Genomic DNA, 26,544 nt, shown 5'->3' with positions numbered 1-26,544 from the left:
GGCATGGCACCGCTGTTCCACCCTGGGACGGACTCATGGCTGCGCGCGCTCATCGCGCTGGCGCTGGGGGTGCCCGCGGTGTCGTTGGCGGGGCTGTTGCTGCTGGCGCGCAACCCGCTGGGCCGTGGCTCGTTCGCGCCCCGGGAGCAGCCCATCCCGTTCGACCACCGGCACCACGTGGGCGACGAGGGCATTCCGTGCGGCTACTGCCATGACGGCGCGTGGCGCTCGCCCGTGGCGGGGGTGCCTCCCACGCAGCGCTGCCTGGGCTGTCACGCGCAGGTGTGGAACGAGAGCGCGAAGCTGGAGCCGGTGCGCGCCAGCGGCTTCGACGGCATGCCCCTGCGGTGGAACCGGGTGCACGCGCTGCCGGACTACGTCTGGTTCAGCCATCAAATCCACGTGAACAAGGGCGTGGGCTGCGTCACCTGCCATGGGCGCGTGGACACCATGGCGGCGGTGCAGCAGGTGGCGCCCCTCACCATGGGCTGGTGCCTGGACTGCCACCGCGACCCGACGCCCTGGCTGCGCCCGGTGTCCGAGGTCGCGAACCTCACGTGGCGCCCTCCTGGCGACGCGCGCGCGACCGGCCGCGCGGTGCAGGCCGCGCTCGACGTGCACCCCCGCACGGATTGCAACACATGCCACTTCTGACCGGCCCCGCATCGCTGGAGGTCCAGGACACGTCCTCGCCAGACGGGGCCCCGCGCGCGTGGCGGAGCCTGGAGGAGTGGCGCGCGGGAGGGCCCGGCCACGAGGCCGTGTCGCGCGAGCATCCCGAGGGCGCGGCCCTGGCTCCCGAGGGGCTGGCGCGGCGCACCTTCCTCCAGATGGCGGCGGCGTCGCTGGCGGCGTCGGGCTTCACCGGGTGCTTCCGGCAGCCTCCGGAGAAGATCCTCCCCTATTCGAAGCCGCCGGAGGGACTGACGCCCGGCGTACCGCTGCACTTCGCCACGGGGCTGGAGTGGAACGGGCGCACGGTGGGGCTGGTGGTGGCGAGCCATGAGGGGCGGCCCACGAAGGTGGAGGGCAACCCGTCGCACCCGGCGAGCCTGGGCGCGGCGGGCGTCTTCGAGCAGGCCGCGCTGTTGGGCCTGTACGACCCCGCGCGGGCGAGGACGGCCCGGCTCCAGGGCGTGGAGGTCGCGTGGAGCACCGTGCGGGATGCGCTGTTGAAGCAGGCCTCGCGCGAGGACGGAGGCGCGGGGCTGCGCTTCCTGGTGGAGCCCACCGGCAGCCCGCTGGTGCAGGCGCTGCATGCGCGCATCCAGCAGCGCTTTCCTCGGGCGCGCATCATCCCCTGTGGCGCGGCCCTGGCGGACGGGCGCGTGGAGGGCACGCGGCTGGCGTATGGACGGCCGCTGGACGTGGTGCACGACGTGGGGCGCGCGGTGGTGGTGGCGCTGGACGATGACTTCCTCGCCACGACGGAGCCCGGCCACCTGCGTGCGGCGCGGGACTTCGTGAGGGCGCGCGGCCCGGAGGCGATGAACCGGCTGTGGGTCGCGGAGAGCACGCTGACGCTCACGGGCGCCTTCGCGGACGCACGGCAGCGGATGAAGCCCTCGCAGGGCGTCGCGGTGATGGTCGCGCTGGCGGCGGAGGTGGGCGCGGGGCTCGCGGGCCCGGGTGCCACGGCGGGCGCACCGGCGCCTGGAGCGGGAGCCGGGCTCGAGCGCCCGGGTTCCACGGCGGGTGCACCGGCGCCTGGAGCGGGAGCCGGGCTCGAGCGCCCAAATGCCACGGCGGGCGCACCGGCGCCTGGAGCAGGAGTCGGGCTCGAGCGCCCGGGTTCCACGGCGGGCGCACCGGCGCCTGGAGCGGGAGCCGGGCTCGAGCGCCCAAATGCCACGGCGGGCGCACCGGCGCCTGGAGCGGGAGCCAGGCTCGCGGACCTCCGCGTCCCCGAGGGCGCGTTGACCGAGGCGCAGCGCGCCTGGGTGCGCGGCGCGGCGAGGGACCTGCTCGCGCACCGGGGACAGGGGCGAGTGACGGTGGGGGCTCGGCAGCCCGCGCTGGCGCATGCGCTGGCGTTCGCGGTGGACGAAGCGCTGGGCAACGCGCCCCGGTTGGTGGAGCCCGTGGCGCTCCCACCGGGAGGGCCCGAGGCGCTGACCTCGCTGGTGGACGAGCTGCGCGCGGGACGGGTGGACACGCTGATCATCACCGCGTGGAACCCGGTCTACACGGCCGCGGTGGACGCGGGCCTCCAGGAGGCGCTGCCCCGCGCGCCCTTCCGGCTGTACCACGGACTCCACGAGGACGAGACGGCGGCGCGCTGCCCCACCTTCGTCCCCGCGACGCATCCCTTCGAGTCCTGGCGCGACGGCCGCGCCCCGGACGGCACCGCGTCGCTGCTGCAACCGCTCATCGCGCCCCTGTTTCCCGGCGCGGTGCAGGAGGTGGAGGTCCTGGCCGCCTTCGCGGGGCTGGAGTCGCGGAGCCCGTACGAGCTGCTCCAGTCCCTGTGGCGCGAGCGCTCGGGTTCACCTCCGGACTTCGAGGCGCGGTGGGAGGCGTGGCTCGCGGACGGCGTCATCCCCGGCACCCAGGCACCGCCCGCGCGGGCCGCGCTGGACGCGGCGGCGGTGGTGGCCGAGGCGCGCCGTGCGCCAGGGGCGGCAGCTCCAGGGCTGGAGCTGGGGCTGGTGCTGGACTCGCGGCTGTACGACGGCCGCTTCGCCGGCAACGCGTGGCTCCAGGAGCTGCCGGAGCCGATGACCAAGCTGACCTGGGACAACGCCGCGCTGCTGTCGCCCGCCACCGCCCGGACGCTCGACTTGGAGAAGGGGGACGTGGCGCGGCTGGAGCTCTTCGGGCAGGCGCTGGAGGTGCCCGTGCTGGTGCTCCCCGGCCAGCCGGACGACACCGTGACGCTGGCGCTGGGCCAGGGCCGCGAGCGCGTGGGCCCGGTGGGCCAGGGCGTGGGCGTCAACGCGTACCGGCTGCGGCACCGGGACGCGCCCTGGGGCGCGCCGGGACTGCGTGTCACGAAGGCGGGCCGTCACCACGCCCTGGCGCTCACGCAGGAGCACTGGAGCATGGAGGGCCGCGAGCTGGCGCTCCAGCTGCCGGACGCGGCCTTCCGCGCGCGGCCCGGGGCCTTGAAGTCCCTCCAGGAGGAGGGTGAGCGGCTGTACCCGCCGGTGCCCGCCTCCCGGAGGAGCGAGCGGCACCAGTGGGCGATGGCCATCGACCTGCACCGGTGCACCGGATGCAGCGCGTGCATGGTGGCCTGCCAGGCGGAGAACAACGTGCCGGTGGTGGGACGCGACGGCGTGCTCAAGAGCCGGGAGATGCACTGGCTGCGCATCGACCGGTACTTCCTGGGCGACCCGGACGACCCGGGCGTCATCACCCAGCCGGTGGCGTGCGTGCACTGCGAGGCCGCGCCCTGCGAGTACGTGTGCCCGGTGAACGCCACCGTCCACTCGGACGAGGGCCTCAACCAGATGGTCTACAACCGCTGCATCGGCACGCGGTACTGCTCCAACAACTGCCCCTACAAGGTCCGCCGCTTCAACTACCTGGAGTACCAGCAGCGCGAACCCCTGGCGGGCCTGCGCCAGAACCCGGACGTGACGGTGCGCTCGCGCGGGGTGATGGAGAAGTGCACGTACTGCGTGCAGCGCATCGAGCGGGCCCGCGCCGTCGCGCGCTCCGCGCACCGGGACGTGCGCGAGGGCGAGGTGCGCACGGCCTGCCAGCAGGCCTGTCCCACGGAGGCCATCACCTTCGGGGACCTGCTCGCGCCGGAGTCGGAGGTGCGCCGGAAGCACCAGGACCCCCGGCACTACAAGCTGCTCAACACGCTGGGCACCCGGCCGCGCACGGTGCACCTGGTGCGCCTGAAGAACCCGGCGCCGAAGGGGGGCGCATGAGCGCGGCGGATCCACAGGTGCCCGCGCCCGGGGACCCGCTCACGGAGCACCCGCTGCTGGAGGGGCACCACTCCGACCGCGAGTACAGCGAGTCGTTGCTGGCGTACGTGCACCAGCCGCCGCGACGCGGGTGGTGGGCGCTGCTGGCGGTGGGGCTGGCGGGCACCGCGCTGCTGACGGTGGCGGTGAGCGTCACGCTGCTCGTGGGCGTGGGGACGTGGGGCAACAACATCCCGGTGGCGTGGGCGTTCGGCATCACCAACTTCGTGTGGTGGATCGGCATTGGCCACGCGGGCACGCTCATCAGCGCCATCCTGCTGCTGCTCCAGGAGAAGTGGCGCGGGTCCATCAACCGCTTCGCGGAGGCGATGACGCTCTTCGCGGTGACGTGCGCGGGGCTCTTCCCGCTGCTGCACCTGGGGCGGCCGTGGAAGTTCTACTGGCTGGTGCCGTACCCCAGCAGCCTGAGGGCGTGGCCGCAGTTCCGCTCGCCGCTCACGTGGGACATCGCGGCGGTGAGCACGTACCTCACGGTGTCGCTGTTGTTCTGGTTCCTGGGGCTGCTGCCGGACCTGGCCACCGCGCGGGACACGGCGAAGACGCCCCGGGCGCGCTTCTGGTACGGGCTGGCGAGTCTGGGGTGGCGCGGGTCCGCGCGGCACTGGCGGCAGTGGCGCACGGGCTACCTGCTGCTGGCGGGGCTGGCCACGCCGCTGGTGGTGAGCGTGCACACCATCGTGTCCTTCGACTTCGCGGTGTCGCAGCTGCCCGGCTGGCACACGACGGTGTTCCCGCCGTACTTCGTCGCGGGCGCGGTGTTCAGCGGCTTCGCGCTGGTGCTCACGCTGCTCATCCCCGCGCGCAAGGCGCTGGGCATCGAGCACGTGGTGACGCCGCTGCACCTGGACAACATGGCGAAGGTGCTGCTCGCCACGGGGTGGATGGTGGCGTACGGCTACATCCAGGAGCACTTCTTCGCCTGGTTCAGCGGGAACCCGTTCGAGATGCACGCCACGCAGGCGGAGTTCTTCGGGCCCTACGCGCCGCTGTTCTGGATGCAGGTGACCTGCAACGTGCTGGTGCCGCAGCTCTTCTGGTCCTCGCGGCTGCGCACGAACGTCGGGGTGCTGTGGGTGGCGTCGCTGCTCATCAACGTGGGGATGTGGACCGAGCGCTTCCTCATCGTGGTGGCGTCGCTGAGCATGGACTTCCTGCCCTCGTCCTGGGCGCCGTACCGGCCCACGTGGGTGGACTGGAGCCTGCTGGGCGGCACGGTGGCCTTCTTCGGCACGGCGTTCCTGCTGTTCCTCAAGCTGGTGCCGCCGGTGTCGGTGAGCGAGACGAAGGAGCTCCAGCGCGAGGTGGACGCGTCGCTGCGCTTCCGGCGGGAGCACGAGCGCCCGAAGGGCGGTGCTCCATGAGCCTGCACTGGGTGCTGGGGGAGTTCACGTCCAGCGAGGCGCTGGTGGTGGCGCTGAAGGACCTGCGCGCGCGGGGCTTCGCGCGGCTGGACGCGCACACGCCGTTCCCGGTGGAGGAGACGTTCGAGGCGCTGGGCTTGAAGCGCTCGAGGCTGCCGCTGCTGACGCTGGTCGCCGGGTTGGGCGGCGCGGTGCTCGCGTACGTCACGCAGTGGTTCACGAACGCGGTGGACTATCCGCTGGATGTGGGGGGGCGGCCGTTGCACAGCGCGCCCACGAACCTGCCCATCACGTTCGAGCTGGGCGTGTTGAGCGCGGCGCTGATGGTCTTCGGGGCGCTGATGGTGATGTTCGGCTTCCCGCACGTCACGCACCCGGTGTTCGACGTGGAGTCCTTCCGCAGCGCGTCCGTGGATGGCTTCTGGGCGAGCGTGGCGGTGGAGGCGGAGGACGCACCGGCGGCGGAGGCGGCGCTGCGCGAGCTGGGGGCGCGGCACGTGTCGGTGGTGGTGGAGGGGGCGCGATGAGGGGGTGGGGGCTGATGGCGCTGCTGGGCGGCCTGGCGGCGTGTGACGACACGGACCCCATGGCCTCGCAGCCGCGCGCGGAGGCGTTCCGGGAGAGCGCGTTCTTCGAGGACGGCCGGGCGATGCGCCCCCTGGTGCCGGGCACGGTGGCCCAGGAGTGGAGGGCTCCGGCGCGCGAGGACCCCACCCGGCGGCAGGGGCTGGCGGCCGGAGGCGGGTGGATCCGCGCCGTGCCGGTGCCGCTGACCCGCGAGCTGCTGGAGACGGGGCGCGCGGCCTACGACACCTGGTGCGCGGTGTGCCATGGGCTGACGGGGGACGGGGACAGCCTCGTCGCGCGGAAGATGCCGCAGCGCCGGCCGCCCGGGCTGTTCGTCCCCCACGACCACGCGACGCAGGAGGTCTACGGCATCGCGGAGGCGGAGGCGCCGTACACGGGCACGCGGGCCGTGGCCGAGCGCGTGGGCCCGGGGGCGTTCCCGCTGCCGCGCGAGGTGGACGGGTGGGGGGCCGTGCGGGACACGCGCGGGAGGTCCGACGCGGGGACGCCTGGCGCTTCCGCTTCCATCCAGGGGATGGGCGACGCGGGAGTGCCGGTCGCGTGGGGGGCACCCCACCGGCCTCCGCGCATCCCCGGTGCGCCGGAAGCGAGCCAGGTGACGTCGGCGGAGTCGGCGCGCGCCCGGCAGGTGGCGCTGGTGGGGCCCCGCGGCATCGCCATGGAGGGGCGGCTGGACGAGCGCTCCGCCACGGGAGACCTGCCGCATCCGGTGGGCTTCTACTTCGCCGTCATCTCCGAGGGCTTCGGCGTCATGCCGGCCTACGGCGCGCAGCTCTCCACCGAGGAGCGCTGGGCCGTGGTCGCGTACCTGCGCGCGCTGGGCCGCAGCCAGCGCGCGCCGCTCTCCGCCGCGCCCGCCGACGTGCAGGCGCGACTTCGCCAGGAGGTCCACGCCCCATGACGGCCCCCGTGCTTCCACGCTTCGAGGGAGGGCAGCGCGCGCTGACCATCAGCGCGGCGCTGGGCGTGGGGGGGCTGGCCGCGACCGCGCTCGGCGCCTTCCTGGACGTGCGCGACGCCCTGGCCGGCTACCTCTTCGGCTTCACCTACTGGCTGGGGCTGTGCCTGGGCGCGCTGCTGCTGCTCGCCACCTTCCACGCGGCGAAGGCGCGCTGGCCCGTGGTGCTGCGCCGCGCGCAGGAGGTGATGGCCGCCACCGCGCCGCTGTTCCTCCTGCTCTTCGTGCCCCTCGCGCTGGGCCTGCGGCACCTGTTCCCGTGGGTCGAGCCCCCGGCGGACCTGGGGGCGCACACGCTGCACGTGCTGGAGCATCGGCGGCCCTACAACAACGTGCCCTTCTTCCTGGGGCGCGCGGCGCTCTACTTCGTCACCTGGGGAGTCGTGGGCCACCTGCTGCACCGCTGGTCCTTGCGCCAGGACGCCACGGGCGACGTGCGCTGGACCTTGTGGCAGCGGCGGCTGGGCGGGGGCTCGCTGCCCGCGCTGGCGCTCACGTTCTCCTTCATGACGCTGGACTGGATGATGTCGCTGGAGGCGACGTGGCAGTCCACCATGTACGCCGTCCACGTCTTCTCCGGCGCCTTCGTGGGCGCGCTGGCGCTGCTGGTGGTCGCGGGCGTGGCCACGCGCGACACGCTGCACTTCGGCAGCCTGCTGTCCCCCGGCCACTACCACCGCCTGGGCACGCTGATGTTCGCCTTTGTCTGCTTCTGGGCCTACATCGCCTATTCGCAGTTCATGCTGATCTGGGTCGCCTCGCTGCCAGAGGAGGTGAGCTGGTACCGCGTCCGCCTGGAGGGCGGCTGGGGCGTCCTGTCGCTGCTGCTGGTGCTGGGCCACTTCGTGCTGCCCTTCGCCTTGCTGCTGTCGCGCGAGCTGAAGGCGCGGCCTCGCATGCTCGCGGGCGTGGCGCTGTGGCTGCTCTTCATGCACGCCGTGGACGTGGCGTGGCTGCTGTTCCCCTCGCTCTTTCCGGAGCGCGTCACCTTCCCCTGGACGGCGCTCACCGCGTGGGTGGGCGTGGGCGGGCTGTCCGTGGCCCTGGCCCTCTGGTGCGCGCGCGGCACGTACCCGGTGCCGGTGGGAGACCCGTACCTCGTCCACTCGCTCCAGGTGCGCCCGCCATGAGGGAGACCCGGCCACCGCCTCCTGAGATGGAGCGACTGCCCACCGCCTGGCTCATCCGCGTGGGCGCCGTGGCGCTCGGGCTGCTCGCCGCGGCCAGCGTCGCGGCCTGGGGCCTGTGGGTGTACTGGCGGCCCGCGTCCGAGAACCCCCTGCCCGTGGCCCCGGGCACCTGGCAGGTGGGCATGGTCAACCAGGCTCCCTTCACGTTGGACCGGCGCGCGGACGTGTTGAAGGCGGAGCAGCGCGCGAAGCTGGACGGCTATGGCTGGGCGGACGTGGACGCGGGCCTCATCCACCAGCCCCTCGAAGCGGCGATGGAGCAGCTCCTCTCCAGCCCGGACGGGGAGGGCGAGCGATGAACGAGCTGCTGCGCCGCCTGTTCTTCCTCCCCGAACAAGGGTCCACCTTCGCTGTCCAGGTGGATCACCTGCACTACGCCCTGTTCCTCACCACGCTCGCGGTGGCGGCGGGCATCGGGGGCGTCGGCGTCGTCTTCCTGGCGCGCTACCACCGGCGCACGGCGACGGACCCCACGCCGCGCATCGTCGCGCCCGTGTGGCTGGAGGCGCTGTTCATCGGGGTGCCGCTGTCGCTGTTCCTGCTCTGGTTCGTGCTGGGCTTCCGGCAGTTCGTCTGGGTGATGAGCCCTCCCCGGGACGCGCTGGATGTGTACGTCACCGGCAAGCAGTGGATGTGGAAGTTCACCTATCCCGGAGGCCCCAGCGCCATCGACACGCTGGTGGTGCCCGCGGGCCGCCCGGTGCGGCTGCTCATCACCTCGCGCGACGTCATCCACTCCTTCTACGTGCCGGACTTCCGCATGAAGCGCGACGCGGTGCCCGGCCGCTACACCGACCTCTGGTTCGAGGCCCCGAAGCCCGGCCGCCACCCGGTGCTGTGCGCGGAGTATTGCGGGCTGGACCACTCGCAGATGCGCGGGGAGGTGGTGGTGCTGTCGCCCGCGGACTTCGAGTCCTGGCGGGACGCGCAGCGAAGCAACATCCCCGTGGCCGCCCTGCCCGGCGCCAGCACCCGGCCGCGACCGGAGACGATGGCCGCGAGGGGCGAGCACATCGCCGCCACGCAGGGCTGCCTGCAATGCCACACCGTGACGGGCGCGCCGCACATCGGCCCCACGTGGCTGGGGCTGTACGGACGGAGGGAGCCGCTGGAGGGCGGCGGCGTCGTGCTCGCGGACGAGGCGTACCTCACCGAGTCGATGATGGACCCCCTGGCGAAGGTGGTGGCCGGCTACGCGCCCGTGATGCCCGGCTACCACGGGCGCCTGAGCGCGGAGGACTCCGGCGCGCTGGTGGAGTTCATCAAGTCCCTGCGTCCCATGCGCCCGGGCGTCACCGCGGCGGAGGAGCCCGTCTATGTCCCCACCGGCCGCTGAGTCCTACCTGACGGACGGCCGCACCTTGTGGTCGTGGCTCACGACGCATGACCACAAGCGCATCGGCCTGATGTTCCTGGGGCTGACGCTGAGCTTCTTCTTCCTGGGCGGGGTGTTCGCGCTGGCGCTGCGCATCGAGCTGCTCACCCCGGGCCGCACCATCATGGGGCATCTGGCATACAACCGGATGTTCACGCTCCACGGCGTCACCATGGTGTGGCTGTTCATGATTCCGGCCATCCCGTCCGCCTTCGGCAACTTCCTGGTGCCGCTGATGATCGGCGCGAGGGACGTGGCCTTCCCCCGGCTCAACCTGGCGTCCGTCTACCTCTACGTGCTGGGCGCCAGCGTCACGCTGTGGGGCATGTTCGAGGGCGGCGCGGACACGGGCTGGACCTTCTACACCCCCTACAGCACCACCACGGGCACGGCGGTGCTGCCGGTGCTGCTGGGCGTGTTCATCATCGGGTTCTCCACCATCCTCACCGGGCTCAACTTCATCGCCACGGTGCACACGCTGCGGGCGCCGGGCCTGACGTGGATGAAGCTGCCGCTGTTCGTCTGGGCCATCTACGGCACGTCCATCATCCAGGTGCTGGCGACGCCCGTGCTCGGCATGGTGCTGGTGCTCGTCGCGCTGGAGCGGGTGGTGGACGCGGGCATCTTCGACCCCGCGCGCGGCGGCGACCCGCTGCTCTTCCAGCACCTGTTCTGGTTCTACAGCCACCCGGCCGTCTACATCATGGTGCTGCCGTCCATGGGCGTCATCAGCGAGGCGGTGAGCGCCTTCAGCCGCAAGAACGCCTTCAGCTACCGGATGGTCGTCTACTCCACGCTGGGCATCGCGTTCGTGGGCTTCTTCACCTGGGGCCACCACATGTTCGCGTCGGGCCAGTCCACCTTCGGCTCCGGCGCGTTCGGCGCGATGTCGATGCTGGTGGCCATCTTCACGGCGATCAAGATCTTCTCGTGGATGGGCACGCTCTACCGGGGCTCCATCGCGATGGAGGCCCCGCTCTTCTACACGCTGGGGTTCATGTTCTTCCTCTTCTTCGGGGGGATGATTGGGGTGGCGTACGCGACCACGTCGCTGAACCTGCACTGGCACGACACGTACTCGGTGGTGGCGCACTTCCACTTCATCATGGTGGGGGCGACGGTGATGGCGTTCCTGGCGGCGCTGCACTACTGGTTCCCGAAGATGTCCGGGCGTTGCTTCCCCGGGAGGCTGGCCAACGGCGCGGCGGTGTTGATCATCTTCGGCTTCATCGCCACGTTCGTGCCGCAGTTCCTGCTGGGGAACATGGGGATGCCCCGGCGGTACGCGGACTATCCGCCGCACTTCCAGTCGCTGCACGTGGCCTCCACGGCGGGTGCGTCGCTGCTGGCCTTCGGGTTCGTGTGCATCGCGGGCTATCTCGCGTGGAGCCTGCGCTACGGCGCCGTCGCGGGGAACAACCCGTGGGGCAGCGAGGGCTTCGAATGGAAGTCCGCCTCTCCACCCCCCACGCACAACTTCCCGGTCACGCCCGAGTTCCCCACGGGCCCGCACGAGTACGCGCGGGAGGAGGTGCCGCATGCCGCCTGAGGCCGTCACGGGGCACTGGGGCTCCGAGGGCGCGCGCCGTCAGGCGGCGTACCTGGGCATGTGGGTCTTCATCGCGACGGAGGTGTTGCTGTTCGCGGGGCTCTTCACGGCCTATGGCGTGTATCGCTCGGTGTACCCGGAGGTGTTCCGCGCGGCGCAGCTCACGATGAACGTGGGGCTGGGCACGCTGAACACCTTCCTGCTGGTGACGAGCAGCGTCCTGGTGGCGCTCGCGGTGCACGCGGTGCGGGAGGACAGGCCGGGGCTGGGCGGCGTGCTGCTGCTGGCGGCGGCGCTGCTGGGCGTCGTGTTCCTGGGGGTGAAGGGCGTGGAGTACGCGCAGCACGTGAAGGACGGCGGGCTGCCGGGCGCGGCGTACCGGTTCGGAGAGGTGCCCCGGGTGGGGGCGAGCCTCTTCTTCACGCTGTACTTCCTGCTGACGGGCCTCCACGCGGTGCACGTGACGGTGGGCGTGGGGGTGCTGACGGTGCTGGGCGTGCGCTCGGCGGGAGGGGCGTTCGGCGCGGAGTCCGCGACGCCGGTGGAGCTGGGCGGCATGTACTGGCACCTGGTGGATGTCATCTGGTTGTTCGTCTATCCCATCCTGTACCTGTCATGAGGAGCGGGCCCGTGATGGAGGACGCGGTGGAGAAGCCGGGGCGTCAGCTGGGGGTGCCCGCGGTGCTGGGCGTGGGCGCGGTGTTGCTCGCGTTGACGACGCTGACGTACCTGCTGCACCGGCTGCCTCACGGCGCGTGGTCGCTGCCGGTGGCGCTGTTCATCGCGGGGGTGAAGGGGCTGCTCATCGCCCTGTTCTACATGCACCTGCGCGAGCAGCGCGCGAGCAACGGGCTGGTGTTGCTCACGGCGGTGGTGTTCGTGGCGGTGCTGCTGACGGTGTGCCTGCTGGAGACGCGCACGCGCTTCCGGCCCACGATTCCGCCGGGCCCGTTCGCGGTGGAGCCCCTGCCCGGGAGGATGGAGGATCCGAGGGGCGCATGGCCGCCGGAGCCCGCGGGTCCCCGGTCGCCGTGAGCCTCAGCGCGGGGCGGTCCTCAGGGCCAGGACGTGGTGGCGCAGGCGGTCCGCGCGGGTGAGGACGCGCCGGAAGGCAGGCACGGTCCCGAGCGAGGCCCCGAAGGCCAGGTGCAGCAGGAAGAGCAGCGCGGAGGGGTCCTCGCGCGAGAGCGGGGGCGAGCCGAAGGGAATCACCAGGTGCGCCATCACGGCCCACACGGCCAGACCGTAGAGCAGCCCCAGGAAGAGGGCCGCCACGGCGGTGCCTCGGCGTGGCAGCAGGAGCGAGAAGCCCGTGGCCAGTCCGCCCGCCACCGCGAAGTGGACCAACACCCCGAGCAGCACCGCCCCCGCGCCCCGGGCCGTGCCGTCGCGGAGGAAGAGCCCCGCCACGCTCAGCGCTGGCCGCGAGGGCTCGCCGTGCAACACGCCGGTGAACGCGCAGGCGAGGAGCGCCATCGCGCAGGCGCCCAGTGTTCCGGCCATGGCGCCTGGGAGGACGGCGTCCCGCACGAGGTTCCACGGCGCCACCGCGAGGTCCACGGCCCGGGTCCTCCGTCGTCCGCGCGTTCGCATCAGGCGCTCCTGTTCCTGTCTCAGCGTGTCTCTTCCGCGCTGATTCCCTTGTTTCAAGGGTAGGGATGGCCCCGCTCGGGCGGGACCCGCCAGCCCCCGAGGAGAGGCGGGCCCTCCGCCCAGGGGCGGGCGCCCGGGGAGGGCCCGGCCGCCTGGAGGGAGGGTGTGGAGGACTCCCTGTGTCACGGCGTGGGTCCGGGCCGAGCCAATGGACGACCCCTGGGGGGAGGCCGCTAGGCTTCCAGGTGTGATCGCCTCTGTCGACTTCGAGCACTTCCGGTGCCTGTTGCGGGTGCGGCTCTCGTTGGAGCCGTTGACCGTCCTGGTGGGGCCCACGGCGTCGGGGAAGACCGCGGTGCTGGAGGGGCTCCAGCACCAGCTCGCGTATGAGTCGGCGGACTTCTGGCGACGGGATGAGTCGCGCCCGCTCTCCATCGAGTGGACGTACGTGCACGGGGACCGCACGCGCGTGGAGTATCCCTTCAGCGTCATGGACACGCTGCCTGGCCAGGGCCACTCCACGCAGCAGCTGTCGCTGAGCATGGAGGCGCTGCGCGAGGGGAGATCCTCCGCGAAGGCGACGTGGTTGGAGCGCAAGGGCGGCAACCTCGCGAGCGTCTTCGCGGCGCTGCCCATGTCCACGCGCGGGGTCATCTCGGAGGAGCTGGCGAAGCGCGTGCCGTCCCTGTCGGAGGTGGACGTGGCGCGCGACCTGGAGGACCGCTCGTTCCGTCTGCGCTTCCGCGACCGCTGGAGTCCGGACGTGTGGTTCGGGCCCAGCCATGTGTCGGACGGGGTGCTGTGGCTGCTGGCGTTCCTGGTGTTGCCCTACCAGCGGCCGTTGCCGGAGCTGCTCACGCTGGACGAGCCGGAGCGCGCCCTGCATCCGGGGCTGGTGCGCGAGGTGCTGGAGCTGCTGCGGGCGATGACGCGGGGCGAGTCCACGGGAGGCCAGCCGGTGCAGGTGGTGTTGGCCACGCACTCGCCGGACCTGCTGGAGCACCTGCGTCCGGAAGAGGTGCGGCTGTTGTCCCGGGAGCCCGCGGACGGCTCCGTGCGGGTGCGGCCGGTGCCAGCGGCCTCGCTCCACTGGCGGCGCGAGTGCCGGGAGTTGCTGGACGCGCTGTAGCACCGGGGCCGGAAGGGGCCGGGCTGTCCACCAGCGCACGACATCCACGCCACGACTGACCGCGAGGTGACGCTCCGCGTGGAGGGATGACGGTTGTGCGGCTGCATCGGTGGACCACTCCTAACGTGGGTCCGCGCGCCCACCCATGCCCCTGCTCCTGCCCATCCTCCTCGCCCTGGCGTGCGCGCCGCTCGCGTATGCCGCGGGCCGGTGGCGCACCGCGGCCGCGGCCTGGGTTGGCGCGGCGGGGGCGCTCGTCGCGCTGGGGGCGCTCGTCTGGGAGGGGAGGCAGGGGCCCGCGCGCCTCGTGCTCCCCTGGGCGCCCACCTGGGGCCTGTCGCTGGAGTTCACGCGCGACGGCCTGTCCAACCTCTACGCCGCGATGGCGCTCGGCGTGGGCGCGCTCGTCGTCCTGTACTCGCGCGCGTACATGCCGCACCACCTGGAGGAAGAGGGCCGGCCCGCGCGCGACGAGGTGCGCTTCCAGTTCCTGCTGCTCGCCTTCATGGCCGCCATGGTGCTGCTCGTCACCGTGGATGACCTGCTGCTCTTGTTCGTGGCGCTGGACCTCACCACCATCGTCTCGTACCTGCTCATCGGCTTCGACCGCGACGACCCCGAGTCGCGCGCCGCCGCGCTCCTGTCGCTGGTGCTCACCGGCGCCACCTCCGTCGTCTTCTTCGCGGGCGCCATGGCGCTGGGCCTCCAGTACGGCACCTTCTCCCTGCCGCTCGTCATCGAGCGCGCCGCGAGCAGCCCCGCGTCCACCGGCGCGCTGGTGTGTCTGGCCGTGGGCGCGCTGGGCAAGAGCGCGCAGGTGCCGTTCCACTTCTGGCTGCCGCGCGCCATGGCCGCGCCCACGCCCGTGTCGTCGTACCTGCACTCGGCCGCGATGGTGGCCGCGGGCGTCTTCCTCCTCCAGCGCCTCTTCCCGTTGTTCGCCCCCGCCACGGCCGTGCGCGACGGGCTGCTCGCCGTGGGCTTCCTGTCCCTGGGCATGGGCAGCCTGATGGCCCTGGTGGCGGATCCGTTCAAGCGCGTGCTCGCGTACTCCACCATCGCGCAGTACGGCTACGCGCTGGTGCTGGTGGCGCTGGGGTCGGAAGGCGCGCCGCTCTACGTCGCCGCCCACGCGCCCTGCAAGGCGGCCCTGTTCCTCACCGCGGGCGCGGTGACGCAGGTGACGGGCCGCAAGAAGCTGTCGGAGGTCGGCGGCCTGCGCCACTCGCTCCCCGTGCTCGCGGGCGCCAGCGCCGTCGCGGCGGCGGGGCTCGCCGCGCTGCCCCTCACGGTGGGCTTCTTCAAGGACGAGGTGTTCTTCCACGCGCTGGTGGCGCGGGGCCCCGCGTTCATGGCGGCGGGGCTCGTGGGCGCGGGCCTGACGCTCGCGTACACGCTGCGCCTCTGGTGGGGCCTCTTCGGCGGACCGCGCCAGGGCGTGCCCGCCGCGCCCCGGTTGCTCGTCGCGCCCGTCGTCGTGCTCGCCGCGCTCATCCTCGCGGGCGGCGTGCTCCCGGGGCTCCTCGTCGCACCGGCCCGCGCCGCGGCGGCCACGATGCGCGGCACGCCGTCCACGCTGGCGCTCGCGTACCACCTGGATGCGCGAGCGGAGAACCTGCTCGCCGTGGGGGCCTGGGCCCTGGGCGCGACGCTGTTCGCCACGCGCCGCGCGTGGACCCCCGCGCTCTCCCGCGTGCTGGAGGGCACGTCCCGGGTGGGGCCCGCGCGGGGCTACCGCGTGCTGCTGCACCAACTGGACACGCTGTCGACCTGGCTGCACGAGAAGGAGGTGCGCGACCTGCGCGACCGGGTGGCGTCCGTGCTGGTGCCCACGGGCCTGTTGGGCATCGCGGTGCTGGCGGTGACGCCGCTGCGGGGCCGCTTCATCGTGGGCTCGGTGGGGTGGGCGGACCTGACGCTGGTGATGGCGCTGGCCTTCGCGTCCGCCGCCGCGCTGGCCACGCTGCGCGCGAAGGACCACCTGGTGCTGGTGCTGCTCCTCTCCTGCGTGGGCTTCAGCCTGGCCATGGTGTTCGCCTTCGCCGCCGCGCCCGACGTGGCGCTCACCTCCGTGCTGGTGGAGACCACCTTCACGTTGCTCTTCGCGGGCCTGCTGGCCCTGCTCCCGGTCGGCCGGCTGAAGCGCGCGCAGCAGGAGTCACAGAACCCGAGGGGCCGCGACCGCATCGCCTCCGGGGTCGCGGGCGCGAGCGCCTTCCTCCTCTGCTGGAGCGCCCTGTCCCACCTCCAGGCCGAGCGGGTGGGCGCGCGCACGGTGCAACTGGCGGAGGCCGCGCACTCCCCCAACGTCGTCGCGGCCGTGCTCACCGACTTCCGAGGCCTGGACACGGTGGGGGAGATGAGCGTCGTGCTGGCGGCGCTGCTGGGCGTCACCAGCCTGTTGAGCCTGAAGGGGAGGCGCTGAAGAAGCCATGCGTTCCTTCGTCCCGCCCTTGTCGCGCCTGTTGCTGTGGCCGTCGTTGATGATCGCCCTGGCCTTCTGGCTGAAGGGAGGCGCGTCGGTGGGCGGCGGCTTCCCGGCCGGGGCGTTGGCGGGGCTCGCGGTGTTGTTGCAGTACGTGGTGACGGGCCGCGAGCAGGCCCGGCGCTACGCGGCGGTGCGGTACGCGGCGCCGCTCGCGGGCGTGGGCCTGCTGCTCGTGGTGGGCACCGCGTTCCTGCCGGTGCTCGCGGGGTACACGCCCATGACCCTCTTCCCCCGGCCGGGGGAGCCCGAGGTGGGGATGGGCGGGCTCCACCTGCACACCGCGCTCGTGTTCGAGGGAGGGCTGATGCTCATCGTCTTCGGGTTGGTCGTCACGGTCATCGACCGCTTCGCCCTGAGCACCGGAAGGGGAGAGGAGACCGGGCCATGATCCTCATCGCGTCCCTGGTGGTGGGCCTGCTGTTCGCCTGCGGTGTGCGGATGGTGCTGGAGCGCGAGCTGGTGCGCGTGGCGTGCGGCACGGTGCTCATCACCAACTCCAGCGTCCTGCTCATCCTCGCGGGCGCCTTCCCGGAGCGCGGCGAGGCGCTGGGCGTGCAGGAGGGGTGGCCGGTGACGGATCCGGTGCTCCAGTCGCTGGCGCTGACGGCCATCGTCATCGGCTTCGCGGTGTCCGCGCTGCTGCTCACGCTGGTGCACCGCACGCAGCGCGCGCACGGGTCGCTGCGCACGGACCGGCTGGCGGAGGCGGAGCTGAAGCGCGTGCACACCGCCGAGAAGGGAGGGCCGTGATGCCGCTCTGGGGGCCGCTGCTCTTGCCATGGGTGATGGCCGTCGTGCTGGCGTTCCTGGACGGGCGCCGCGCGTGGGTGGCGTGGCTGGCCATCGCGGGCCTGGCGGGGACGCTGGTGTGCACGGCGTGGCTGTTGCCGCAGGCGTGGAGCGCGCACCCGCCGGAGTTCGTCACCGGCGACTGGCCGGTGGGCGTGGGCATCCGCCTGCGCGCGGATCCGCTGTCCCTCGTCTTCGCGCTGGTGTCCACGGCGGTGCTGCTGGGCACGCTCGTCTACGAGCACGTGGCGGGGGGCATCACGTCGCGCAGCTTTCCGGCGTTGGTGCTGTTCCTGGGCGCGGGCTTGACGGGCGTGTTCTTCACCTCGGACGCGTTCAACTTCTACGTCTTCTTCGAGCTGGCGATGACGGCCGCGTTCGCGCTGGCGTCGTATGGCGAGAAGCCCCGGAACCTGCGCGCCGCGTTCACCTTCGTGGTGGTGAACCTGATGGGGTCCACGCTGTTCCTCACGGCGGTGGTGATGCTGTACCTGACCACCGGCACGCTGGACATGCAGTCCATCATCGCGTCGGGGCAGGCGGGGGCGCCGTTCGGGATGGTGGTGCCAGGCACGCTGCTCTTGTGCGCGTTCGGGGTGAAGCTGGGGTTCTTCCCGTTCCACTTCTGGGCGCCCGCCGTGTACCGGGACGCGGGCCCCACGGTGGCGGCGCTGCTGGCGGGGGCGCTGGCGAACATTGGCAGCTATGGCCTGCTGCGCTTCGGCGCGGACGTGATGCCGCGGGCGCTGGCGCAGGCCCGGCCGCTGCTGGAGATCCTGGGCGCGACGAGCATCCTCTACGGCTCCCTGCTGGCGCTCTCCCGGCGGGACACGCGCGAGGTGCTGGCGTACGCGTCCATCACGCAGGCGGGGCTCATCATCGCGGCGCTGGGGTTGGGGGGGCGCGAGGGGCTGGCCGCGGCGGTGGCGCTGGCGCTGGCGGGGTCGGTGGACAAGACGGCGCTGTTCCTGGCGCAGGACCGGGGCGGTGAGCGCGCGAGGAAGGCCTATTCGGTCGCGGCCTTCAGCACGGCCGGCGTGCCGCCCACCGCGGGCTTCTGGTCCAAGGCGTGGCTGTTGCGCGCGGCGCTGGAGCGGGGGCACGCGCTGCTCGCGGGGCTGGTGGTGCTGGCGAGCATCCTGTCCCTGCTGGCCCTCTTCCGCGCCTATCAGCGCGAGGCCTGGTTGCGCGAGGGCGCGGCCCTGCACCGGGGCACGGGCGCGGTGGTGTACGCCCTGGCCCTGGCGCTCATCGCCGTGGGCCTGTGGCCGGAGCCGCTGCTGCGAGCGGGGCGCGACGCCATCGCGGGACTGGGGGCGCTGCCATGAGTCACCGTGGGGTGGGTCCAGCGCGGGAGCGGGCGCCGCGAGCAGGCCCCGAAGCCAGTGTGCGCGAGGGGGCGCCGCCATGAACCACCGGATCGTCGCGCAGGTGCTGGCCCTGGCGCTGCTGTATGCGCTGATGGTGGGGAGCTTCCACCCGGTGGACCTCGCGCTGGGCGCGGTGCTGGCCACGGGCGTGGTGCGGCTGTTCCCGCTGGCGGGCCTGCCTCCCGTGGTGGGCGGTCGCGAAGCCTGGCGGCGCACGCGCCACCTGCCGCGCTTCGCCTGGGCCCTGACGGTGTTGGTGGTGAAGAGCTGCCTCCAGGTGCTGGGCATCATCTTCGGGCGCCACTGCCGCGCGGACCACGCGGGCGTGGTGGAGGTCCCCATGGGCGAGCGCACCGCGCGCGGCGTGCAGGTGTCCTCGTGGATCATGTCCCTGGCCCCGGGCACGGTGCTGCTGGAGCTGGACTGGGAGCGGCGCGTGATGCGCATGCACGCGCTGGACGCCTCGAACCCGGACCAGCTCCGCCAGCAGCAGGAGCACTTCTACCAGCGCTATCAGCGCGCGGTGTTTCCGTAGCGGGAGGACCCGGTGCACGAGACCTTCTTCACCCTGGCCATCCTCTGGTTGGTGGGCCTGCTGGGCACGCTGGTGCTCCTCGCGTCACGCCAGCGCTCCGCCGCGGACGTGCTCATGTCGGTGGACACCCTGGGCCTGGTCATCGGCGCGGCGCTGGCCCTGTATGGCGCCACGCGCGGCGAGGCCGGCTATCTGGACGCGGCCCTGGTGCTGGCGCTGCTCTCCTACGTGCAGACGGTGGCGGGAGCGCGCTACCTGCACCACGGCCGCGCCTTCCACGACGAGGAGGACTCCCGATGATGACCGTGCTCCAGCAATGGGTGGCGGATGGGCTGGTGGCGCTGGGCCTGCTCTTCATCACCGGCGCCATCATCGGGATGTACCGCCTGCCCTCGGTGCTCACGCGGGTGCACGCGGCGGGCGCGGTGCCCTTCGGCTCGGTGCTGGTCATCATCGGCGCCACGCTCGCGACGGGGGACGTGCAGTTGATGCTGCGCGGGTTGCTCGTCTCCGCGTTCCTGATGCTCACCATCCCCAGCTCCGCCCACGCCATCGCCTGGCTGGCGGAGGGACGCCCCGAGGTCGCCCACGAGAAGGCGCGCTCGCGCGGGTCCCACGGACACGGAAGGAAGGACGCGCCACCGGAGCCGCCCGGCCGCTGACACGGGCGGCCCCATGAAGAGGGGGCGCGCTCGCCTCACCCCTTCGTCAGGTGGCGCAGGACGAACCCCAGGTTGGCCGGGCGCTCCGCCAGCCGTCGCATGAAATACGGGTACCAGTGCTTCCCATACGGGACATAGACACGCACCGGGTGGCCCTCCTTCACCAACCGCTCCTGGAGGTCGCGCCGGATGCCATACAGCATCTGGAATTCAAACGCGTCCTTGGGCAGGCGGTTGCGCGCGGCGTGCTCCCGCGTGGCGTCAATCATCCGCTCATCATGCGTGGCGATGCCGTGATACACGCCGCTGTCCAACAGGATGCGCATGCAGCGCACGAAGCTCGCATCCACGTCCTTCTTGTCCGGGAAGGCCACGTCCGGACCCTCCAGGTAGGCCCCCTTGCACAGCCGGATGCGGACGCGTTCCGCGCACAGGGCCTTCGCGTCCGCCTCCGTGCGCCGGAGGTAGCTCTGGAGCACGGCGCCCACGTGCGGCTCGCCGAACTCCGCGCGCAGGTCCCGCACGATGTCCAGGGTCGCCTGCGTCACCGCGCTCTCCTCCATGTCCACGCGCACGAAGGAGTCGCGCGCCGCCGCGTCCGCCACCACCGCCCGCGCGTTCTGGAGCGCCAGGCCCCGGTCGAACAACAACCCGCACTGCGTCAGTTTCAATGACACGTTGGCCTTCACGCCCACCTGGTCGATGCGCGCGAGCAGCCGCTGATACTGACGCACTTCGTCGCGTGTCTCCTGGGGCGTGCGCACCGCTTCGTTGAGGTGGTCGAAGCTGGCCATCAACCCGCGCGCCGTGAGGGCCCGCACCGCGTCCACCGCCTCCTCCAGCGTCTCCCCCGCGATGAAGCGCGAAGCCAGCTGGCGAAAGGGTTTGAACCGCGTGGCCATGTCCTTGAGCTGGGACTGGCGCGACAGGAACAGCAGCGCGGAGCGGGACAGGTGGTCGGCGGCGGTGGTCATGCGAGTGGGCTCCCCCGCCCCTGGAGATAACGCCTGCTCAGTCGAGGTGCCGCGCGAGGAAGTCCGACACACGGGCATTGAACGCTTCGGGATGGCTCATGTACGGCAGGTGACTGGCCGTCTCCAGGAACTCCAGCCGGGCGCCCGGCACGTGCGCCGCCACGTCGCGCGCGGCCGAAGGCGGCACCAGCAGGTCGCGTCCGCCCTCGATGATGAGCGTGGGCACCCGCAGCTCCCCCAGCCGGTGCAGGAAGTCCGCGCCCAGGATGTCGCGCAGCCGTCGCAGCAGCTCCAGCGACGACAGACGCCGGGCCTCGCGCACGATCTCCGCCCGGGCCTCCGGCGGCAGCGAACGGCCGCCCATCACCCGGGCCACCGTGGGCGCGAACACATACGCCAGCGGCCGAGGGGCCCGCACCAGCGTGGACAGCGTCAACGCCAGCCGCCGCCACCGGCGCACGCTGGCCACCGGCGACACCAGCACCAGCGCCTTCACCCGCTCCGGGTGCTCCAGCGCATAGCCGATGGCCACCAGGCTGCCATAGGACGAACCCATCAGCGCGAAGCGCTCCGGGAGCTGGGCCTCCGGGTGGTTCAACACGGACAGGTTCCACTGCAACGGCGTGTGGGTCGCGGGTGTCTTGAGCGGCGGCGTCCACAACAGCAGCCGCCACGCCTCCGCCAGCGGCTCCATGGGCGCGAAGGACCGGCCACTGGCGCCCAGCCCCGGAAGACAGACCACCGTGCGTGAGACATCCCTGTTGCCCCCGGGAAAGGTGAACAGACGCACCGGAGTGCCCCGCACGCGGCGCTCCTCGCGCTCCAGCCGCTCATAGCCGCGCTGGATGTCTTCCACGGCCGGAACCAGCGGGGGCGCGCGGTCGCGGCCCGGGGGAGTGGCGGAGGCATCAGACATGGCTGGCCCTCAAGAGCAGGCGGCGGACGCTGGCGGCCACGCTGTCGCGGAAGGCCCTCACCCTCGACTCCGGCGCCCCCGACGGTGGCGGCGGATGGGGTTCACCCACGGCGAAGGTGAGTTGTACTGGCAGCGGCAGGGGCCCCAATCCCATCACCAGGGGCATGCGGTATTTGGCCTCGGCGGCCAACCGCAGGCACCACCGCTCCTCGTCCGGTGGCCAGAAGAAGGTGTCATCCACCCCGAAGCCCGCGAAGGGCACCACCGGCACCCCGGCCCGCATGGCCAGCCGGGCGAAGCCCAGCGTGCGCTCCCATCTCAGGCGGTAGCGGCCCTGACTGCGTTTGAAGGTCTCCCGCGCGCCCCCGGGATAGCAGACGACAAGCTGCCCGTCCGCCAGCGAACGCAACGCATTCTCCGGCGTGCCCTCCACCCCGCCCAGCCAGGGCAGCACCGTGCGTACGAGGGGAATCTTGAAGAACCCCCGCTCCGCCAACCCCAGCGGATAGCGCCCCGTGGCCCGGTGGAGCAGGTGGAAGAACGCCGGGGTCTCGTATCCCCAGACACCGTGGTTGCCCACGAGCAGCAGGGGGCCCTGGCAGCGCAGGTGTTCAACACCCACCAGACGGGCCCGGTGATAGCGCGCGGACAGGGCGGCGCCGCCTTCCGCGACATGGAACACGGCCTGCCGGAGGCGGGTGAGTGGATTTTCCACGGTGGAGCCAAGATGCAGCCGCCCTCGCGGCCCGGCACCGTGGCGCCAGCCTGCCGGACGGGGGCTCCGCCGCCGCCGTCACCGGGCGCCCGTCCGCCCGGGCGTGCCCGCCAGCAGCCTGCCTTTCACGACCACCCACCCCGTGCGGTTGTCTGCCTCCAGGGCCGTGCCGATGCTTGGAGGCATGGTGGGGCCATTCGACATCCTCCTGGAGCAACACCGCGAGCTGGAGGCGCTCCTGGAGCGGCTGGACACGGAGACGGACGCGGGGGAGCTGGAGTGGCGACAGGCGGCCCTCTCGGACCTCCTGCGCCTGCATTGTCGCCTGGAGGAACGTCACATCTACCCACTGCTGGCGCGCGTCGAGGGCCGCTCCCGCGCCCGCGAGGAGGCGGAGGACCACCTCACGCTGCGTGAGTTGCTGGAGGAATTGCAGGAGCTGACGCCTCGCGGAATCGAGTGGCAGGCGCGGCTCTGTGCATTGGAGGACCAGGTGGTCGCGCATGTGCAGGGTACGGAACATCTGTTGCTGCCCCGACTGGTGACTTCGCTCGACGCCGACGAGCTGGAGGAACTGGGACATGACCTCGCCCTGACGTACGAGGAGCTGCTGGAGCGCTCGCAGCGCACCCCCGCTTCCAGTCGTGGGGCGTTGTTGGAACCCCTGCATTGGGACGTGTGAAAGGGCGTTTGAAAGCGCTCCGAGCCCCATTTCCCGGGCCTTTCACGCCTGCTGATACGCAGTGGCGTCACAACTTTTTATCGCTTCCTTCGACAATCGCCTTTCTGGAAGGTATTGGTAGTCCGGCGTGCCGGTTCACGCCAAGGCAATGCTCCCCCCTTAAACCGAGGATTGGTCGAAATGTCAGTTGACAAGGCGTTCCGCGAGATGATTCGCAACGAGATTGAAGTTCAACTCAAGCCCCTGCGCGACGTGGTGTCTCGTCTGGAGTCGGGGACGGCGGACCTGGACGCGCTGCGCAGCGTGGCCGAGCGGCTGGCTCCCCTGGCCCAGGTGGTGGGCCCCCTCTTCGGCGCGAGCGCGCCGGCGGCGAGCAAGGCGGGGCGTCGTCCCGTGGGCCGTCCCGCGGGGCGTCCGGCCGTGAGCGCGCCGGTGGCGGCGGTGGGTGGCAAGCGCCGGGGCCGCAAGCCGGCGGTGGCGGAGGGCGGCGCCCGCGAGTGCGCCATCAAGGGCTGCGGCAAGCCCAGCCGCACCAAGGGCTACTGCGCCGCGCACTACCAGAAGCTGCGCATGCTGGAGAAGACCAACCGCCGTCCCGCGGAGTGGGCGGATTACGCCAACCCCAACAGCGTCGAGGACATCAAGCTGCCGCGGGGTCGCGCCGCTTCCAAGGCGCTGGCGGAAGCCGCTCAGAAGAACGGTTAAGCAGTACGTTTGCCCCGGCCCGGGCAGAAGGTGGACCACGTCTTCCGAACGGAGGTGCGTGGCTGGAGTATCCGCGCGGAGGATGTGCTTGCGCCGCGAGGTGGTTGGGGTGCATGAGTGCCCGGGCCATGAACAAACGCGATCTGGAGCCTGGAATCGTCACGGACCTCGCGGGACGGACGACGTATGGCGACTACCTGCAGCTGGACCGCTTGCTGTCCGCGCAGGTGCCCCGCTCGCAGCCGCCCCATCACGACGAGCTGCTGTTCATCGTCCAGCACCAGACGAGCGAGCTGTGGATGAAGCTGCTCCTCCACGAGCTGTCCGCCTGCATCCGCTACATCCAGGCGGACCGGCTGGAGCCGTCCTTCAAGATCTTCGCGCGCGTGGCGCACATCCAGCGGATGCTCTTCGAGCAGTGGAGCGTGCTGGAGACGCTCACGCCCAATGAGTACCTGGAGTTCCGCGACACCCTGGGCCACGCGTCGGGCTTCCAGAGCTTCCAGTACCGGGCGCTGGAGTTCCTGCTGGGCAACAAGGACGAAGCGGCGCTGGGGCCCTTCCGGCACGTGCAGGGCGTGCACGCGGAGCTGGAGCGCCTGCTGCAGTCCCCCGGCATCTACGACGAGTTCCTGCGGCACCTTTCGCGCATGGGCCACGACGTGCCCAAGAGCCACGTGGAGCGCGACTGGCGTCAGCCGTATGAGAAGAGTCCCCAGGTGATGGAGGTGTTCCGCCGCATCTACGAGGACACCGAGACGCACTGGGATGCGTATGAGATGTGCGAGAAGCTGGTGGACACGGAGGAGCGGTTCCAGCTCTGGCGCTACCGGCACATGATGACGGTGATGCGCATCATCGGGTTCAAGCAGGGCACGGGCGGCTCGTCGGGCGTGGGCTTCCTGCGCAAGGCGCTGGACCTGCGTTTCTTCCCGGAGCTGTGGGACGTGCGCACGTCGCTGACGCCGCCGTCGAAGCCCCGGGGCCCCGCGTAGGCTCGGGCCCCCGCATGCCCCGCGGACGTGCGGAGGCGGGGTGTCCGCGAGGCCACGGGCTTCCTGGCTTGGGAGAGGTCAAACCCTCTCAACGCGCGAAGGAGTCCGCGTCCCCCTTTCCAGGCCGGGCCCCAGGGTGACGGCGACTGAAAGACATCTTGTGAAACATCCGGATGTCTCCCGGACGGGGCCTTTCGTGGCTCCCCGCCGCCGGGGTACACGTGTCAGACGGGCATGAGAGTGTCCGGGCATGGCCCTACCTGTTAGGTTCCTTCTTCCAGAGATGACCCAAAAGCCCGCCACCTACGCCGACCTCCAAGCGCTCCCCTCGAACCAGGTGGGGGAGATCGTCGATGGGGTCCTGCACGCGAGCCCGAGGCCCGCGGCACCGCACGCCCGCACGGCCTTGGAGCTTGCGGGTGAGCTGCGAGAGCCCTTCGACCGGGGACGCAGCGGGCCTGGAGGGTGGCTGTTCCTCCTCGAGCCGGAGCTGCATCTGAGGCGGGACATCCTGGTGCCGGACCTCGCGGGGTGGCGTCTGGAGCGGATGCCCAAGATTCCCAGGGTGGTGGGCATCACGATGGCGCCGGATTGGCTGTGCGAGGTGTTGTCCCCCTCCACGGCCCGGCTGGACCGGGGCCGGAAGCTGGCGGCCTACGCGCGCGAGGGCGTGAAGCACGTCTGGCTGGTGGATCCCCTCCAGCGCACGCTGGAGGTCCTCCGGCTCGAAGGGGCGCACTACCTGTTGATGGGCACCCACGAGGACGTGGAGACCGTCCGCGCGGAGCCATTCGAGGCGTTCGCGCTGGAACTGGGGGTCCTGTGGGACGACATCGCGGAGTAGGCTGACGGGCACCATGTCCGTGTCCGCGGAAGTGCCGCTGCTCTTCGAACAGGCCCACATCCTCTGCTACCGCACGTTCGACATCGCGGAGGAGATCGACCTGGAGCGCGCGCGCAAGGCGCTGTCGGAGGACTCGCGCCGGTTGAAGCTGTCGCGTGAGAACAGCCAGTACATCCAGCTGCCCAACCCGCCCGTGGCCTATGAGCTGGGCCGCAAGCCATTGGCGCTGCGTGACGGCCCCGTCACCGTGGACGCCACCGCGCGCCTGTTCGACCACGGCGCCGCGTCCATCATCCTGCGGGTGCCGGTGCCGCCTGGCACCACCTGGGAGACCCTGACCCAGGTGGCCGACGAGCTCTATGACAGCCAGGCGCTGGAGGACCTGGCGCTGGAGCTGGTGGAGGGGGTGCGCCGCACCATCTCGGCGGCGGTGCAGGGGCCGCACCTGTGGGACCAGAGCGAGAGCTACACCGTCATCTTCGCTGAACGCATCCAGGGCAACCCGTCCGCGGAGGAGCTGTTCCAGCGCGCGGACATCGCGCGGCTGTTGTTGGGGGAGATCACCCCGGCGGACCTGGCGCCGCGCGAGCGCGAGGCCGTCACCCAGGTGCGCTTCAGCTACACCGCCCATGACCTGGTCGTCGTGGACTGGAACAGCGCGTTCGTCTACGAGCCGTCTGGCTCGCGAGACATCCCGGACCTGCTGGAGATCGCCAACGCGCAGCTGCTGGAGTTCCGCTACTACGACGAGCGCCTGGACAAGCACATCGCGCGCATCCACGACGAGGTGCAGGCGCGCAAGCGCGGCTGGATGGCGTTGTTCCGCAGCCCCTACCGCGACCTCGCGCGCGAGACGCTGGGCACGCTCGTGGACCTCAATGAGTTCGTGGAGCGGGTGGAGAACAGCCTGAAAATCATTGGCGACTTCTACCTGGCCAAGGTCTACGAGGGCGCCGTGCGCCGGATGCGCATCCCCGCGTGGCAGGGCTCCGTGACGCGCAAGCAGCTGCTGCTCGCGCAGACGTACGGCCTGCTCAAGGGCGAGGTGGACATCGACCGTTCGCACATCCTGGAGGTGATGATCGTCGCGTTGATCATCCTGGAGACCGCGCTCGCCTTTGGCCGCGTGTTCCAGCACTGACGGGCGGCGGCGTTCGCCGGTGGGGGGGCTTGGCGGATGGGGCT

The 26,544-nt window shown here is 71.8% G+C and carries 28 protein-coding genes; 24 read left to right on the top strand and 4 right to left on the bottom strand.

Going from position 1 to position 26,544, the window contains the following annotated elements:
• Positions 1–3: 3 nt before the first annotated feature.
• From GTY96_RS27760 to GTY96_RS27705, 11 genes are read left to right on the top strand one after another with little or no spacing between them, the layout of a single operon-like run.
• Positions 4–654, top strand: coding sequence for a cytochrome c3 family protein (locus tag GTY96_RS27760; protein ID WP_161666303.1), 651 nt, complete (start codon positions 4–6; stop codon positions 652–654).
• On the top strand, positions 642–3,881 hold the full coding sequence (locus GTY96_RS37955; RefSeq protein ID WP_235685912.1) for a TAT-variant-translocated molybdopterin oxidoreductase: 3,240 nt from the start codon (positions 642–644) through the stop codon (positions 3,879–3,881). The genes GTY96_RS27760 and GTY96_RS37955 overlap by 13 nt, the downstream gene beginning before the upstream one ends.
• Positions 3,878–5,302, top strand: a complete 1,425-nt coding sequence (gene nrfD / locus GTY96_RS27745) for an NrfD/PsrC family molybdoenzyme membrane anchor subunit (protein WP_143907652.1) — start codon at positions 3,878–3,880, stop codon at positions 5,300–5,302. The genes GTY96_RS37955 and nrfD overlap by 4 nt, the downstream gene beginning before the upstream one ends.
• A complete protein-coding gene (locus GTY96_RS27740) occupies positions 5,299–5,829 on the top strand; it encodes a DUF3341 domain-containing protein (protein ID WP_143907654.1) in 531 nt (176 codons plus the stop codon). Before nrfD ends, GTY96_RS27740 begins: the two co-directional genes overlap by 4 nt.
• Complete coding sequence (locus tag GTY96_RS37950; protein ID WP_235685911.1) at positions 5,826–6,791, top strand: cytochrome c; 966 nt, start codon at positions 5,826–5,828, stop codon at positions 6,789–6,791. Before GTY96_RS27740 ends, GTY96_RS37950 begins: the two co-directional genes overlap by 4 nt.
• Positions 6,788–7,978 carry a hypothetical protein gene (locus tag GTY96_RS27730; protein WP_143907656.1) on the top strand — a complete coding sequence of 397 codons (1,191 nt, stop codon included), beginning with the start codon at positions 6,788–6,790 and terminating at the stop codon, positions 7,976–7,978. Before GTY96_RS37950 ends, GTY96_RS27730 begins: the two co-directional genes overlap by 4 nt.
• Positions 7,975–8,337: a hypothetical protein gene (locus GTY96_RS27725; protein WP_143907658.1), complete on the top strand. Its 363-nt coding sequence runs from the start codon at positions 7,975–7,977 to the stop codon at positions 8,335–8,337. The genes GTY96_RS27730 and GTY96_RS27725 overlap by 4 nt, the downstream gene beginning before the upstream one ends.
• The gene (gene coxB, locus GTY96_RS27720) at positions 8,334–9,374 is read left to right on the top strand and encodes a cytochrome c oxidase subunit II (protein WP_143907660.1); all 1,041 of its coding nucleotides are present in this window, start codon (positions 8,334–8,336) and stop codon (positions 9,372–9,374) included. The genes GTY96_RS27725 and coxB overlap by 4 nt, the downstream gene beginning before the upstream one ends.
• Positions 9,355–10,962 carry a cbb3-type cytochrome c oxidase subunit I gene (locus tag GTY96_RS27715; RefSeq protein ID WP_143907662.1) on the top strand — a complete coding sequence of 536 codons (1,608 nt, stop codon included), beginning with the start codon at positions 9,355–9,357 and terminating at the stop codon, positions 10,960–10,962. Before coxB ends, GTY96_RS27715 begins: the two co-directional genes overlap by 20 nt.
• Positions 10,952–11,581, top strand: coding sequence for a cytochrome c oxidase subunit 3 (locus GTY96_RS27710; protein WP_143907664.1), 630 nt, complete (start codon positions 10,952–10,954; stop codon positions 11,579–11,581). Before GTY96_RS27715 ends, GTY96_RS27710 begins: the two co-directional genes overlap by 11 nt.
• A gap of 14 nt (positions 11,582–11,595) precedes the next feature.
• Complete coding sequence (locus GTY96_RS27705) at positions 11,596–11,997, top strand: cytochrome C oxidase subunit IV family protein (RefSeq protein ID WP_143907814.1); 402 nt, start codon at positions 11,596–11,598, stop codon at positions 11,995–11,997.
• A gap of 3 nt (positions 11,998–12,000) precedes the next feature.
• Here GTY96_RS27705 and GTY96_RS27700 read toward each other — a convergent pair whose 3' ends face one another.
• A complete protein-coding gene (locus GTY96_RS27700) occupies positions 12,001–12,555 on the bottom strand; it encodes a hypothetical protein (protein ID WP_143907666.1) in 555 nt (184 codons plus the stop codon).
• Between the two features lie 247 nt (positions 12,556–12,802).
• On the opposite strand from GTY96_RS27700, the gene GTY96_RS27695 reads away from it, so the two are divergent.
• The 8 genes from GTY96_RS27695 (at position 12,803) to GTY96_RS27660 (ending at position 19,528) form a co-directional block, all read left to right on the top strand.
• Positions 12,803–13,684: an AAA family ATPase gene (locus GTY96_RS27695; RefSeq protein ID WP_161666302.1), complete on the top strand. Its 882-nt coding sequence runs from the start codon at positions 12,803–12,805 to the stop codon at positions 13,682–13,684.
• Positions 13,685–13,829: 145 nt separating this feature from the next.
• On the top strand, positions 13,830–16,109 hold the full coding sequence (mbhE, locus tag GTY96_RS27690) for a hydrogen gas-evolving membrane-bound hydrogenase subunit E (RefSeq protein WP_161666301.1): 2,280 nt from the start codon (positions 13,830–13,832) through the stop codon (positions 16,107–16,109).
• Between the two features lie 7 nt (positions 16,110–16,116).
• Entirely contained in the window at positions 16,117–16,560 is a 444-nt protein-coding gene (locus tag GTY96_RS27685; protein WP_143907672.1) for an MnhB domain-containing protein, read from the top strand.
• Entirely contained in the window at positions 16,557–16,922 is a 366-nt protein-coding gene (locus GTY96_RS27680; protein ID WP_143907675.1) for a sodium:proton antiporter, read from the top strand. The genes GTY96_RS27685 and GTY96_RS27680 overlap by 4 nt, the downstream gene beginning before the upstream one ends.
• On the top strand, positions 16,922–18,289 hold the full coding sequence (locus tag GTY96_RS27675) for a complex I subunit 5 family protein (protein ID WP_143907828.1): 1,368 nt from the start codon (positions 16,922–16,924) through the stop codon (positions 18,287–18,289). The genes GTY96_RS27680 and GTY96_RS27675 overlap by 1 nt, the downstream gene beginning before the upstream one ends.
• Positions 18,290–18,368: 79 nt before the next feature.
• A complete protein-coding gene (locus GTY96_RS27670; protein ID WP_161666300.1) occupies positions 18,369–18,866 on the top strand; it encodes a Na+/H+ antiporter subunit E in 498 nt (165 codons plus the stop codon).
• A 12-nt stretch (positions 18,867–18,878) separates the two neighbouring features.
• Positions 18,879–19,166 (top strand): monovalent cation/H+ antiporter complex subunit F, encoded by a 288-nt coding sequence (locus tag GTY96_RS27665; protein ID WP_143907679.1) that lies wholly within the window; start codon positions 18,879–18,881, stop codon positions 19,164–19,166.
• Positions 19,163–19,528, top strand: coding sequence for a cation:proton antiporter (locus GTY96_RS27660; protein ID WP_143907681.1), 366 nt, complete (start codon positions 19,163–19,165; stop codon positions 19,526–19,528). Before GTY96_RS27665 ends, GTY96_RS27660 begins: the two co-directional genes overlap by 4 nt.
• 35 nt (positions 19,529–19,563) lie before the next feature.
• Here GTY96_RS27660 and GTY96_RS27655 read toward each other — a convergent pair whose 3' ends face one another.
• Genes GTY96_RS27655 through GTY96_RS27645 form a run of 3 tightly spaced genes read right to left on the bottom strand, consistent with a single transcriptional unit; the run spans position 19,564 to position 22,133 of the window.
• Positions 19,564–20,502, bottom strand: a complete 939-nt coding sequence (locus GTY96_RS27655) for a proline dehydrogenase family protein (RefSeq protein ID WP_143907683.1) — start codon at positions 20,500–20,502, stop codon at positions 19,564–19,566.
• A 37-nt stretch (positions 20,503–20,539) separates the two neighbouring features.
• On the bottom strand, positions 20,540–21,418 hold the full coding sequence (locus tag GTY96_RS27650; protein ID WP_143907685.1) for an alpha/beta fold hydrolase: 879 nt from the start codon (positions 21,416–21,418) through the stop codon (positions 20,540–20,542).
• Entirely contained in the window at positions 21,411–22,133 is a 723-nt protein-coding gene (locus GTY96_RS27645) for a lysophospholipid acyltransferase family protein (RefSeq protein WP_143907687.1), read from the bottom strand. The genes GTY96_RS27650 and GTY96_RS27645 overlap by 8 nt, the downstream gene beginning before the upstream one ends.
• 184 nt (positions 22,134–22,317) lie before the next feature.
• Between GTY96_RS27645 and GTY96_RS38395 the strand changes: the two genes are divergently transcribed.
• The 5 genes from GTY96_RS38395 to GTY96_RS27620 all read left to right on the top strand — a co-directional run bounded on the left by GTY96_RS38395 (position 22,318) and on the right by GTY96_RS27620 (position 26,500).
• Positions 22,318–22,815, top strand: a complete 498-nt coding sequence (locus tag GTY96_RS38395; RefSeq protein ID WP_268903983.1) for a hemerythrin domain-containing protein — start codon at positions 22,318–22,320, stop codon at positions 22,813–22,815.
• A gap of 180 nt (positions 22,816–22,995) precedes the next feature.
• Positions 22,996–23,520 (top strand): cell wall protein, encoded by a 525-nt coding sequence (locus GTY96_RS27635; RefSeq protein ID WP_143907690.1) that lies wholly within the window; start codon positions 22,996–22,998, stop codon positions 23,518–23,520.
• A gap of 128 nt (positions 23,521–23,648) precedes the next feature.
• Complete coding sequence (locus GTY96_RS27630; protein ID WP_143907692.1) at positions 23,649–24,515, top strand: tryptophan 2,3-dioxygenase; 867 nt, start codon at positions 23,649–23,651, stop codon at positions 24,513–24,515.
• Between the two features lie 283 nt (positions 24,516–24,798).
• Positions 24,799–25,359, top strand: a complete 561-nt coding sequence (locus GTY96_RS27625; RefSeq protein ID WP_161666299.1) for a Uma2 family endonuclease — start codon at positions 24,799–24,801, stop codon at positions 25,357–25,359.
• Positions 25,360–25,378: 19 nt separating this feature from the next.
• On the top strand, positions 25,379–26,500 hold the full coding sequence (locus GTY96_RS27620) for a hypothetical protein (RefSeq protein ID WP_143907830.1): 1,122 nt from the start codon (positions 25,379–25,381) through the stop codon (positions 26,498–26,500).
• The last annotated feature ends 44 nt before the right edge of the window (positions 26,501–26,544 follow it).

This window comes from Corallococcus silvisoli, from assembly GCF_009909145.1.
GTDB lineage: Bacteria > Myxococcota > Myxococcia > Myxococcales > Myxococcaceae > Corallococcus > Corallococcus silvisoli.
This window is presented reverse-complemented; position numbering and strand designations above follow the sequence as displayed.